General features: G+C 70.3%; 11 protein-coding genes. 10 read left to right on the top strand and 1 reads right to left on the bottom strand.

Annotated features, from left to right (window positions below):
• The first annotated feature begins 13 nt into the window (after positions 1-13).
• The 10 genes from OG496_RS09005 to OG496_RS08960 all read left to right on the top strand — a co-directional run bounded on the left by OG496_RS09005 (position 14) and on the right by OG496_RS08960 (position 11,089).
• Positions 14-1,201 (top strand): acyltransferase family protein, encoded by a 1,188-nt coding sequence (locus tag OG496_RS09005; RefSeq protein ID WP_405970342.1) that lies wholly within the window; start codon positions 14-16, stop codon positions 1,199-1,201.
• Positions 1,202-1,287: 86 nt separating this feature from the next.
• The gene (locus tag OG496_RS09000; RefSeq protein WP_405970341.1) at positions 1,288-2,070 is read left to right on the top strand and encodes an alpha/beta fold hydrolase; all 783 of its coding nucleotides are present in this window, start codon (positions 1,288-1,290) and stop codon (positions 2,068-2,070) included.
• Between the two features lie 93 nt (positions 2,071-2,163).
• Positions 2,164-3,327, top strand: coding sequence for an acyltransferase family protein (locus OG496_RS08995; RefSeq protein ID WP_405970340.1), 1,164 nt, complete (start codon positions 2,164-2,166; stop codon positions 3,325-3,327).
• A complete protein-coding gene (locus tag OG496_RS08990) occupies positions 3,324-4,226 on the top strand; it encodes an NADP-dependent oxidoreductase (protein ID WP_405970339.1) in 903 nt (300 codons plus the stop codon). The genes OG496_RS08995 and OG496_RS08990 overlap by 4 nt, the downstream gene beginning before the upstream one ends.
• Before the next feature lie 114 nt (positions 4,227-4,340).
• Positions 4,341-5,111, top strand: a complete 771-nt coding sequence (locus OG496_RS08985) for an AfsA-related hotdog domain-containing protein (protein ID WP_405970338.1) — start codon at positions 4,341-4,343, stop codon at positions 5,109-5,111.
• Between the two features lie 49 nt (positions 5,112-5,160).
• Entirely contained in the window at positions 5,161-5,802 is a 642-nt protein-coding gene (locus OG496_RS08980) for a methyltransferase family protein (RefSeq protein ID WP_405970337.1), read from the top strand.
• Between the two features lie 11 nt (positions 5,803-5,813).
• Entirely contained in the window at positions 5,814-8,540 is a 2,727-nt protein-coding gene (locus OG496_RS08975; RefSeq protein WP_405970336.1) for a PEP/pyruvate-binding domain-containing protein, read from the top strand.
• Complete coding sequence (locus OG496_RS08970) at positions 8,537-9,499, top strand: hypothetical protein (RefSeq protein ID WP_405970335.1); 963 nt, start codon at positions 8,537-8,539, stop codon at positions 9,497-9,499. The genes OG496_RS08975 and OG496_RS08970 overlap by 4 nt, the downstream gene beginning before the upstream one ends.
• Complete coding sequence (locus tag OG496_RS08965) at positions 9,496-10,542, top strand: MDR family NADP-dependent oxidoreductase (RefSeq protein WP_405970334.1); 1,047 nt, start codon at positions 9,496-9,498, stop codon at positions 10,540-10,542. Before OG496_RS08970 ends, OG496_RS08965 begins: the two co-directional genes overlap by 4 nt.
• A 16-nt stretch (positions 10,543-10,558) precedes the next feature.
• Entirely contained in the window at positions 10,559-11,089 is a 531-nt protein-coding gene (locus OG496_RS08960; RefSeq protein WP_405970333.1) for an NUDIX domain-containing protein, read from the top strand.
• Between the two features lie 239 nt (positions 11,090-11,328).
• Here OG496_RS08960 and OG496_RS08955 read toward each other — a convergent pair whose 3' ends face one another.
• Positions 11,329-12,738: an IS110 family transposase gene (locus OG496_RS08955; protein ID WP_405970332.1), complete on the bottom strand. Its 1,410-nt coding sequence runs from the start codon at positions 12,736-12,738 to the stop codon at positions 11,329-11,331.
• Between the last annotated feature and the right edge of the window lie 128 nt (positions 12,739-12,866).

Here is a 12,866-nt window from a genome sequence, read left to right as displayed (position 1 = left end):
GGGAAGGGTACCCATGGCCTCGTCGTCCCCCGCTGTCGCCGGCAGTGGCGCGTCCGGGAGTCTCCGGACCAAGCTTCCTTCGCTGACCGGGCTGCGTTTCATCGCCGCCGCGCTGGTCTTCTTCTTCCACGCCACCTTCAGCGACCCACCCCAGAACCCGTTCGCCGACGCAGGCTGGGAGGAGGGCTTCCGGTGGCTGTTCAGCAAGGCCGGCTGGATGGGGGTGTCGTTCTTCTTCGTCCTCAGCGGCTTCGTGCTGACCTGGTCGGCCCGGCCCGGCGACACCGTCACCGGATTCTGGCGGCGGCGCCTGCTGAAGATCTTCCCCAACCACGTCGCCACCTGGGCCCTGGCCATGGTGCTGTTCGCCGGGGCGACGACGCCGGTGTCCGCGTGGCTGCCGAACCTCTTCCTGATCCACTCGTGGTTCCCGCAGCACGAGACCTTCATCAGCGTGAACCCGCCGAGCTGGTCGCTCTGCAGTGAGCTGCTCTTCTATCTGCTGTTCCCGTTCCTGCTGCGGCCGGTGCTGCGGATCAAGGAACGCGCCCTGTGGCTGTGGGCGGCGGGCATGGTCGCCGGCATGCTGGCTGTGCAACTCGTCACCGACTTCCTGATCCCGCAGCACCCGCCGACCCCGGAGGGCTTCGGGATCTCCCTGTGGCAGTTCTGGTTCGGCTACAACTTCCCGCCGGTGCGGATGTTCGAGTTCGTCCTCGGCATGATCCTGGCCCGGCTCGTGATGAGCGGAACCGCTCCCCGCGTCGGCATCATCCCGGCCGCACTGCTCTGCGTGGTCGGCTACGCCGCGGCGATGGCGGTGCCGTTCCTGTACGGCCTCAACCTGATGACCGTCATACCCATCGCCCTGCTGGTCTGCGCGGTGGCCCGCGCCGACGTGGAGGGCACTCCCACAGTGCTGCGCGGTCGCACGATGCAGTGGCTCGGCGAGGTCTCCTTCGCCTTCTACCTCTCGCAGTACGTGGTCATGTACTACGGCCGCACAAAGCTGATGCACGAACGGCTCTTCAGCCCGGCCGCCGGCATCCTCGTCCTCCTCGGCTTCTTTCTGGTGACCCTCCTGGTCGGCTGGGCGCTCCTGGTGTGCGTCGAACGCCCGGTCATGCGGCGGTGGGCCAGACCGGCTCCGCGCCCCATCCCACGGGAGGACGAACCGCGCCCCGCCCCCACCCTGAGCTGACCGGTCCACGCCGGCTCCCCATGGCCGGCCGCTGACCCCCATCCCCGTTTTTTTCCCATGATTCCCGCAAGAATGAGGAGATATCCGTGCCCACGATCGACGTCAACGGCACCCCCGTCCACTACACCGCCGAAGGCACCGGGCCCGGACTCCTGTTCGTCCACGGCACGGCCGCCGACGGCGAGAGCAACTGGGGCCATCTTCGTGAGCACTTCACGGGCCGCCACACCGTCATCACCCCCGACTACTCGGGCAGCGGCAAGACCCCGCTGCACGCCGACGAACTGAGCCTGGACGAGCTGGTCGACCAAGTGATCGGCGCGGCCCGGGCGGTGACCGACCAGCCGTTCGACATCGTCGGTTTCTCGCTCGGTGCCGTGGTCGCCGCCGCCGCCGCGGCCAAGTACCCGGAGCTGGTCCGCCGTCTGATCGTTATCAACGGCTGGGCCCGCAACGACGACCCGCGCCAGCAGCTCGCCGTCGACCTGTGGCGGCGGCTGCCGGATATCGACCAGGAAGCCTTCGCCGCGTACAGCGCGCTGCTGATCTTCTCGCCGCCGTTCCTGGCCGGCTTCGGCAGCGACGGCGTCAAGAACACCGTGGCCGGTATCACGGCCGAGGCCGGCACCCTGCGCCAGATCGAGCTCGATCACCGGGTCGACATCACCGACCTGCTGCCCGCCATCGGCGCCCGCACACTCGTCGTCGGATCGACCCGGGACATGCTGATCCCCGTGGAGCACTCCCGCGAGATCCACCGGACGGTCAAGAACAGCGAGTACGCCGAACTGGAGAGCGGCCACATGGTCGTGTTCGAGAAGACGGCCGAACTGGTCCAGCTCGTCAGCGAGTTCCTCGACCGGGACTGATCCCGGCCGGCGGCCGGACGGTGCTGCCGGGGCCGGCCCCCGCAGCACCGTCCCGCCCCCACTTCCGTAAGCATCCGGAGAGCCATCTTGTCCATGTCCTCATCCGCCCAGCCCGGCGCGATATCCACGCCGCCCGTATCCCGGCCGCCGCAGGCCGTGCACGGACGGCTCCCCTCCCTGACAGGGCTGCGCTTCATCGCCGCGCTGCTGGTCTTCTGCTACCACTCCTCGCTCGCCCTGCCCGCTCTCAACCCGTTCTCCTCACCGGGCGTCTCGGACCGCTACCGCTGGCTGGCCAGCAATGGCGGCTGGGCCGGAGTGAGCTTCTTCTTCATCCTCAGCGGCTTCGTCCTGACCTGGTCGGCCCGGGAGAGCGACCGGCCCCGGAACTTCTGGCGCCGCCGATTCTTCAAGATCTACCCCAACCACGTCGTCACCTGGATCCTGGCCCTGGCCCTGCTCTCCGGAGCCACCACCCAGTGGTGGCAGGCGGTGCCCAACCTCGTCCTGGTGCACGCCTGGATACCGGAGTTCACGGTCTTCCTCGGGGTGAACCCGCCCAGTTGGTCGCTGGCCTGTGAACTCTTCTTCTACCTGTGCTTCCCGCTGTTCCTGCACTGGATCAAGAAGGTCCCGGCGGCCCAACTGTGGCGCTGGGCCGGCGCGGTGGCGGCCGCGGTGATCGCCGTACCCACGCTGGCCTATCTGCTGCTGCCCGCGAACCCTCCGATGCCCGAGGGGTCCCCGGCGTCCGTCTGGCAGTACTGGAGCGTGTACATGCTCCCGCCGGTACGTGCTCTCGACTTCGTACTCGGAATGCTGATGGCGCGCATCCTGCTCACCGGCCGGAGGTTCACCGTCAGACCGCTGCCCGCCGCCCTCGCCTGCGTGGCCGCGTATGCCCTGTCGCTCCACGTCCCGTGGCTCTACGCCCTCGACGCGGTCTTCGTCGTACCGATGGCCCTGCTGATCCCGGCGGTCGCCCGCATGGACAGCATGGGACGGCCTAGCGTGCTGCGCAGCCGGCCGATGGTCTGGCTGGGCGAGGTGTCCTTCGCCTTCTACATGGTCCATCTCATCCTGCTGAACGTCGTCCGCGACATCCTGGGCCCGGAGCGGTACTTCGGGACCGCGGCCGGTATCGGCGTGCTGCTGGCGCAGATGCTGCTGACGCTCGGTGTGGCGTGGCTGCTGTACGTGGCGGTGGAGAAGCCGGCCATGCGCTGGCTGGGGCACTCCCGGAAGGCGGCGGCGTGAAAGCGGTGACCATCGACCGCTACGGACCGCCCGAGGTCCTCACCGTGGCCGACCTCGCGGAGCCGCGGCCCGGACCGGGCGAGATCCTGGTCCGGGTGGCAGCGGCGGCCGTGAACCCGGTTGACCTGGCGGTGCGGCGCGGCGACATCCCCTCCCCGGTCCTTCCGGCCGTCGTCGGATGGGATGTCTCCGGGACGGTCGTCGGGGTGGGCCCCGGCGCCGGCCGTTTCCAGGAGGGCGACCGGGTGATCGCCGCACGCTCGCCGTTCGCCACCGGAGCGGGGGTGAGCGCCGAGTACATCGCCCTGGACGAGACCCTGGCCGCACGGGCCCCCGAGAACACCGCGCTGGAGGACGCCGCGGCCCTGCCGCTGACTGCCCTCACCGCTGAGCAGGCACTCGCGCGGCTCGGCACCGGCTTCCGCGGGCGCCTCCTGGTGAGCGGCGCCGCGGGAGCGGTCGGCGGTCACCTCGTTCAGCTCGCCGCGCTGCGCGGCCTGCGGCCCGCGGGCCAGGGCCGCACGTCCGACACGGACACGGTGAGGGCGCTCGGCGCGGCCGAGGTCTTCTCGGACAGGCACGCTCCCGAGGCCGGTTCGTTCGACGCGGTCATCGACGCGGCGGGCCGTCCGGAGACGATCACGGCGGTGCGCGACGGAGGACGTTTCATCTCCCTCACGCCGTTCGCGGTACCGCAGGCCGAGCGGTCCGTCGACGTGGAGGTGTACGGCGTACGGACCGACGGCGCCATGCTGGACACGCTGGCCCGCCACGTCGAAGCGGGAGAGCTGACCCTGCGCGTCGCCCACGTCCTGCCCTTCGAGGACGCGCCGCGTGCCCACGCGCTCCTCGAAGCGGGCGGCACCAGGGGCAAGGTCCTCCTGACGCCCCCCGGCTGACCGTCCGTACCCAGCCGTGCGGCGGCCTCACGAGTTTGGACCGCACATCGGAGATCTCCCGTAGCGCGTGAAAACGGAGGGCGGAGAGCCATGACCGGAAAAATCGTTTTCGTCGTGGGTGAGAATCTGGCCGGCCGGTCGGATTCGGCGGACCTGGTGTCGCTGTCCCGGCTCGACCCCCTCCTGGAGCGGGTGCGGTCCGGCCCGCTCCCGGTGCTCGTACCGGGACAGGGAGTGGAGGAGCGCGAGCGGAAGATCGTTCGCGCCAAGCTCCGCCGCTACGGACTGACCGAGGCACTGCTCGTGAACCTGCCGGCACCGGCACCGCTGAGCCCCTCCGAGGTGCACAAGCGCCGTCCGGAGAACGTTCTGGTCGCCGGATTGCACAAGGCCGAGAACGACCTTTTCCGGGCGACGCTGCGCATCTCCGACCAGCAGGAGATGATCCTCGACCACACCACCGGCTCCCATGTGACCGGCATGGTGATCACCGAGGCGGTGCGTCAGCTCTCGCTTGCCGTCGGAGAGAGGTATCTGCTGACGCCGTCCGACACCGCCCGCCGGTTCATCCTCAACTCCCTCCAGACCACCTTCCACAGGTTCCTCCTCCCCCTGCCGACCCGGCTGGAATACCGGCTGGCGGACATCCAGCGCAACGGCCCCGACAGACTGCGCTTCACCGGCACGTGCGACCTGCTCCAGGCGGACGTCCTCGCCGCGTCGGGCTCCGTCGACATCGTGGTGATGGACGAGAAGTGCGCCGACCGGATCGAGGCCCGCCACCTTCACGAGATGACCCGCGTGCTGGCGAAGTCTCACGTGCAGCAGCACCAGGAGTCGCCGCGTCGGGCGCTCAGTCCGGCCACTGTGTCCCAGCCGTCCTGACTGTCCTGCCCCCCATCCGCCCGCGCCGCCCCGTGGAGACGACGTTCCCATGCTGCTTCTGCGCATTTACCCCCTGATCGTCTTCGGCGTCTGTGCCGCGGCGACCGGCACTGCCCTGATCCGTGGGCTGCTCGACCTCACCGACCCCTGGCAGCGGGTGGCCGCCGTGCTCGCCGGGCTCCACCTTGTCTGGCTGCTGGTGGAGACACGGACGACCGTCCGCAGTTCGCAGTCGACCGAAACGGCCACCGACCGCGGCACGATCTACGTCTACGCCACCGCGCGCGCCGCCACCGTCGCCACGGCCTGTCTGCTCGCCCCCGACGACCGGACCGTTCATCCCTGGACGGCGGCCCTGCCCATGGTCTTCGCGGCGGCTGTCGGCTTGCGGCTGTGGAGCATTCGCACCCTCGGCCGGTTCTACTCGCACCGGGTCCGGGTGCTCGGTGACCACCAGGTCGTACGAAGCGGCCCCTACCGGTGGGTGCGGCATCCCGCCTACCTCGGCATGGCCCTCGCCCACCTCGTGTTCGTGCTGTTCTTCCTCAACACCTACAGCGCCGCCGCCCTGATGGTCCTGCTGCCGACGCTGGCCGTACGCATCCTCGTCGAGGAACGAACCCTGCTCACACTCCCCGGATACCCCGACTACGCGGCGACCCGCCGCCGTGTCGTCCCTTGGCTCTGGTGAAAGGCGGTCCCATGCGCAGACTCCGCGCACGGCGCACTCCTCGGATCCCGTCGCGTGCCGGGCAGCGGCCCATCCTCCGTGGGCGAGCCCTGCTGAACGAGGCGGAGGCCGGCCCCAAATTCTCCCGGCAGGCGCGGATGGCGGCGGCGGGCTTCCCGGTGCCCCACTTCTTCTGCGTGGCGGCCGGCGTGTTCACCGAGGTGCTGCGCCCCGTACGCGCCACCGTGGACGCCCTGCTCACCGGCCTGGACACCGCGGACCCCGGGACCCTGGAGAAGACGGCGGCGGCGCTACGCGAGACGGTGCTCTCCGCCCCCGTGCCGGCGGCCGTCGAACGGCGGTTGTACGACACCTTCGACACGGTCTTCGGGCCCGACGCCGTGGTCTCGGTGCGCTCCTCGGTCGTCGGCATCGGCACCGACGCCGGTGAGGACTCGGCGCACGACGCCTTCGCCGGCATCAGCGACAGTTTCCTGTACGTGACCCGCGACCAGGTGCTGGACCGGGTACGGCAGTGCTGGGCCTCCGGGTTCGGGCCGCAGGCGCTGCTGTACCGGGCCGCCCGGGGCGGCACACAGCACGGCTTCGCCGTGGCGGTCGGCGTCCAGCGCATGGAGTTCGGCCGCCGCTCCTTCGTCCTGTTCACCTGCGACCCGCTGACCGGTGCCCGCGACCGGGTGCTCGCGGCCGGCCTCGGCGTCGGCGAGGGCGTCGTCCAGGAAAAGGTCCCCGTCGACCACTACTTCGTCAGCCGCCGCGGCAACACGGTCCGATCCGTGCCGGCGGACAAGACACACATGATGGAGGAGAACCCCGACCGGCTCGACGACGGCCCGCGCACCGTGCCCGCGCCCGAGGAACTGCGACACGCACCGGCACTGACGGACGAGCAGATCCAGCGGGTCGTCGCGGTCGGCGACCGGATCGAGAAGCTCTTCGGCCGCCCGCAGGACATCGAGGGCACCTTCACCGCCGACGGCCGGCTGCACATCCTCCAGGCTCGCCCGGTGGTACTGGAACTCGACCGGCAGCGGCTGTGGAGCAACGCCAACATCACCGAGTCCTACCCGGACGTCACCACCGCGCTGACCTACTCCTTCGCCCAGCGCTTCTACCGCGAGGACTTCCACGGCCTCTACCGGCTGCTCGGCGTGAACCGCAAGGTCCTCGACCGGCACGAGGGCGAACTGCGCGGCATGATCGGCCTGCTGCGCGGGCGGGTCTACTACTCGCTGAGCACCTGGTACACCCTGCACGGACTGAGCCGTACCTTCCCGCTGTGGCGGAACAGCTTCGAACGCATGATGGGCATGTCCCCGTCCGTCACCCATGTCCGGCCCACTCCGCCGCTCACCGACCCCGCCCTGCTGCCCGCCACGGCGGCGGCCCTGGCCCGCATGGCATGGCGGCTGCTGACGCACGGCGCGGCGGTGAGGGACTTCGAGACCTGGTGGGAGTGCACCCTTGCCGCACACCGGGAGGCCGCGAAGACCGCCGACCCGCTGCAGCTGGCCGGACTGATGCGGTCGTTGTGGACGGAAGCCGGTGACCGCTGGGGCATCACCCTGGTCAACGACGTCCTGCTGCAGATGCACGAGACGCTGGTCATGAAGATGCTCGACCGCTGGGTGCCCCAGGCCGGTCCCGGACTCCACAGCGACCTGCTCTGCGGCGGGCAGGAGAACCGCAGCGTCACCATCCTGATGTCCGTCGTCGACATCGCCGAACGGATGCGCGCCGCCCCGGGTGTCCTCCAGGCGCTCGCCGTGAAACCTCTCGACGAGGTGTGGGACGACATCGACCGCCACGTCCACGGCAGTGACCTCGCCGACCGGCTGCGTGCCCATGCCCACCTCCACGGCGACCGCGGCTTGCAGGAACTGAAGTTGGAGATCCCGGTCCCACGCGACCAGCCCGCTCAACTCCTGCGCATCACCGCCGAGTACGCGCGCGGTGACGTCACCTGCGCGTCGCTGCGCGAACGCGACGCCGAGGCCCGGCGGACGGGCGAGCGGCGGCTGGCCGATCTGCTCGCCGGACACCCGCTGCGCCGTGGCGCACTGCGCGCCGTGCTGGCCGGGCAGCGCCGGTACGTCGACATGCGGGAGAACACCCGCTACCGCCGCAGCGAGCTGTACGGCTTCGGCCGTCAGGCGTATCGCAGACTCGGTGCCGACCTGGCCGCTCGCGGTCTGCTCGACAACGCGCGGGACGTGGTGCATCTGACGGAGGAGGAGATACTCGGCACCTACGACGGTACCGCCGTCACCGACGACCTGCGGGGCCTGGCCGCCGTACGCCGGGCCGAGTTCCACGCACGGGGCGCCGAACTGCCCATGGACTTCGTGACCATGGGACCGGTACGGGACGCGCTGCCGCACCCCGACCGCGACACGATCGCCTCGGGAACCCTGCACGGACTGGGCTCCAGCGGCGGCGTCGTACGCGGCACCGCGCGCGTCGTGATCGACCCGCACGAATGGGGCGAGCCCTCGGACGACATGATCCTGATCGCCCGTGAGACCGACCCGGGCTGGCTGTTCCTCATGCTGTCCGCACGCGGCATCGTCGTCGAGCGCGGCACGCTGCTGTCGCACACCGCCATCTCGGGGCGCAAGTTCGGCATTCCCACCATCGTGGCACTCCCGCACGCCACCAGTCGCATTCCCGACGGCGCCAGGGTGGAGATGGACGGTGCGGTCGGCACCGTCAGGATCCTGGAGGAGGACGAGGCATGACCGTCACCGGCACCGCCCGCCCGCCGACCGGCACGCCCCGCTCCACCGCCCGCCGGCTGCGCGCTTTCTTCGCCGAACGGGCCCCGGCCCGCGTCTACGTCGGCTATGCCGTCCTGTGGGTCCTCGCCCTCCAGGGCGTCCTCGCACTGCTCGGCCCGGAGCAGAACTGGAGACTCGACGGCTCCCTTCTCACCGAGATCGTCACCGTCTTCCTGGCACTGCTGTTCATCCGGGTCGTCGACGAGCAGAAGGACCTGGAGTACGACCGGGTGCACAACCCGGGCCGACCGCTGCCGCGGGGCACGATCGACGTCAGAGAACTGCGGACCGCGATGGCACTGATCGTCCTCGCGGAGCTGGCCCTCAACTGGTGGCGCGCGCCGCTGCTGGCCGGCTGGCTGCTGCTGGACCTCGGCTACATCTGCTTTCTTGTACGGCTGGAGCACTGGTCGGCGACGGTCCGGAACTCGGTCTTCGTCAACCTGCTGGTGAGCTACCCGGTGCAGGCCATGCTCAGTGCGCACATCTGGCTGTCGTTCCGGGATGCGACCGGCTCGGCTCCGGCATCGCACGCCTTGCTGGGGGCCGTGCTGTGCGCATGCGCCTTCATGCACTACGAGTTCGCCCGTAAGACCGGCGCCCGTGTGGTTCCCGGCGCGACGCTGTACTCGAACGTCGTCGGGCTGCGTGGCGCGGTCGCGCTGACCATGGGCTGCGCGCTGGCCGGGACGGCCCTCGCCCTCGCCGTGATCCGTCCCTGGCAGCTCCACGGGGTGGCCCTGCTGGCGGGCTGGCTGCCGCTGACCGCACTCGGATTCCTCTGGGGCGGCGCGGAGCGGTTCGCGTCCCTGCGCCCGCCGACCTGGCCACCCCAGCCCGCGATGGGCTATCTGGCCTGGCTGTATCTCGGGGTGTTCGTCGCGGCGCTGGCCGTGGTGCGGCCGGCGCTCGGCGCATGACGGCGACAGGCGGGACGACGTCGGCGCTCGGGACCGTACCGCCCGACATCCACCGCGAGATCCGGCTGGTGGCGCGCCCGGGGGCCCGACTGCGGCCCGGGGACTTCGAGACAGTGCGGGTTCCGCTGCGCCGTCCGGTCGCGGGTGAGGTGCTGGTGCGCAACGTCCTGCTGCGCATCGGCGCGGCCACCCGCACCCTGATGACCGGCGCCGACGTCCTGCCCATGTCCCCCTTCGAGCCGGGGCGGGCGCTGCGCGGCACGGCCCTGGGTGAGGTGGTGACGGCCCCGGGCACCGTACTGCGCCCCGGCGAACTGGTACGACACGATCACGGCTGGCAGGAGTACGCGGTGCTCCCGGTGGACGCGGTACGCCGGGTCGACGCCGGCCTCTGGCCCGACCCGGCGGCCTGTCTGTCCCAAGGCTTCGCCGGCTGGCTGGCCGTCACCCCGGGGAGCGTGGTGCGCCCCGGTGACACGGTCCTGGTGACCGGGGCCGCCGGCGGCGTGGGAGTGATCGCGGGGCAGTTCGCGCGGCTGCACGGGGCACGCCGGCTGATCGGCACGACCGGATCGCACTGGAAGGCCGACCTCCTGCGGCGCGAGCTTGGCTTCGACGCGGTGCTGGTGCGCGGCGACGGGCCGATCGCGGAGCAAGTACGGGTGTCGGCGCCGGACGGTGTGAATGTGCTGGTCGACACGGTCGGCGGCGAGCAGTTCGAGGCCGGACTGGCCGCGGCCCGCCGCGGGGCCCGTTGTGTGGTGGTGGGCGCCGTCGGCCGACAGGCCGCAGGCGGCACCCGGGCCGAGGCGACCGTCGACACGCTCGCGCTGTTGTCGAGGGGCATCAGCGTCATCGGCCTGTCCACCACTGATCACCAGGCGTCGGCGGCCCGTTGGGAGAAGGAGTTCGGCGCCGCCCTGCGCGCTGGCACGGTGCGTTTTCCGCACGTACGGCTGTCAGGGCTGGACCGCGCGCCGGGTGCTCTGACCGACCTGCTGGCGGGGCGCTATCTCGGCACCGTGCTGGTGGAGCCCACCTGAGGAAGGAGAGACCGACGTGGAGGAAACAGTGGACCTCTACGCCCAGGGCGAGGTGCCCGGCCGGGTCGTCGGGACCGCGCCCCGCAGACGGATGAGAGCCCGGAACCTGCCGCACGCGGCGGTGAAAATTCTGGTCCGAGATGTTCAGGGGCAGGTGTATGTGCATCGTCGTACAGAGACCAAGGACCTCTTTCCTGGCCTGGACGACCCTTGGATCGGCGGGGTGATCACCGCGGGCGAGGAGCCGGACAGCGCCGCGGTACGCGAACTCGCCGAGGAGCTCGGGCTGCGGGACCAAGCGCTGCGTCCGCTGTCCCGCCAGTGGTACACGGACACGCATACCAACTTCCTGGCGTACACCTACGAGACGGTTTACGAACCGGGGCTGCACGAACCGATCGTCCACCAGCAGGCGGAGGTGGCCGACGGCTGGTGGCTGCCCTGGGACGAGTTGACGTCACGGCTGGCGAGGTGTGGCTCACGGTTCGCCCCGGACGGCCGCGAGCTCTTGACCCGCCACGTCACCGCACGGCGCCTACGGCCCTGACCGGCACTTACGGGGATAGACCGGAGGCGGGAAAGAAGAGGCGCAGGGCGATCGATGGGGCCACGTCCCCGGTCGTGCAACACCGTTGCATTACGCGGTCCGGCGCTTTGTCAAGTCTCCGATCGAGAGGACGGGACCCCTGCTAGCTTGACTCTGAAGCTGAACGGAAAATCGAGGTTCGGGAGGGCAGGCGGCAGCATCCGGGCCGCTTGCGGACCGGATGTCGGTGGGACGGGCGGTCAGGCTGATGTCGGGGTGAGGGCGACCTGGTGGCCGAGGGCCTGGAGTTGGCGGACGAGATCGCGGGTCTTGCGGGCGGGATCGAGATGGCGCCGGTGCCAGTCGGCACCCAACTCCTGGTAGGAGGCGTCCGGATTGTTGATCAGGTGCCAGGCGATGATGAGTATCGAGCGGGCGACGGCAACGAGTGCCTTGGCGTGTCCGCGGCGTTTGACGATGCGGCGGTAGCGGGCGCCGAGGAAGGTGTCGGTGCGGGCGGCGGCGTTGGCGGCCTCGCCGAGCGCGCCCTTGAGCCAGGGGTTGCCCTGGCCTGCCGGGCCTGCGGTGTTCTTCGCTCCGGACTGGATGGTTCGGGGGCACAACTTCGCCCACGACACGAGGCGTTCGGGGGTGGGGAAGCGGCGCATGTCCGCACCGATCTCGGCGAGGATGATCTGCGCGGTGGTCGGTCCGATGCCGGGGACGGCATCCAGCTTCTCGGCCAGGACCCGCGCGCTCGTTGGTTCGGTCGGCCCGTCTCCGGTGCCCGGACCGTCGTGCGGGGTGGTGATCTCTTCCAGGATCTGGGCGATGAACCGGTCGAGCTCGTGGATCTGGCCGGTCAGATGATCGACGGTGGACAGCAGCACCCCGAGCAGTCGTGCGTGGTGGTCTTCGAACTGCCCAGTGAGGGCCTCGGCCAGGGCGGTCTTCTTCTTGACGAGGCTGCCCTGGGCGAGCTCGGCGAGGGCGCGGGGGTTGCGTTCGCCGGCGACCATGGCGTTCATCATGGCCCGCCCCGACAGGCCGAACAGGTCGGAGACGGCCCCGGACAGCTTGATCTGCGCATGTTGCAGGGCCTTGTCCACGCGGTGCTTGTGGCGGGTGCGTTCCTGGACGAACACCGTGCGGGTCCGGCTGAAGTCCCGCAGTCTGCGGACCGGCTTGGGCGGGACGAACGAGGCGCGGACCATGCCGCGTTCGGCGAGCTTGGCCAGCCAGACCGCATCGAGCTTGTCGGTCTTGGGGCGGCCGGGGACGTTCTTCACGTCCCGCGCGTTCACGAGCCAGCAGTCCAGGCCGCGAGCTTCCAGGAGATAGAAGAACGGGCGCCAGTACGAGCCCGTTGCCTCCATCACCACCCGCTCGACGCCCTGGCAGACCAGCTTGTCGCCGAGTTCCAGGATCGCGTTCGTGGTCGAGGCGACGTTCCAGACCTGCTGGATCCGTCGGCCTTCGATGGTGTCGTGCGGGACGCGCAGGCAGACCATTCCGGATGCCTTGGCGATGTCGATCGCCGCGACCCTGGCGACCGTTCCGTCGTCGTGGTCTTCTCTCAACTCCTCCATGGCGTGCTCCCTGTTGTGCTGGTGCGGGCGGGGCTGCCCGGGGAGCCTGAGGGGGACGGAGAAGCTGATCGGCGTGCTCAAGGCGACAGTGTGCGGCCCCTCGGACGGCTCCCTCACCAGACTCCTATGCGGGCTCACAGCCCAAACATCGATCGGCGTCGGCGGACAGCCCACGTACCGAATTTCACGCCCGCGAGGCGTCACCGCAG

The organism is Streptomyces sp. NBC_00988 (genome assembly GCF_045162645.1).
Classification (GTDB): domain Bacteria; phylum Actinomycetota; class Actinomycetes; order Streptomycetales; family Streptomycetaceae; genus Streptomyces.
The sequence above is the reverse complement of the archived record's forward strand: the minus strand, read 5'-3'. Positions and strand labels throughout refer to the sequence as shown.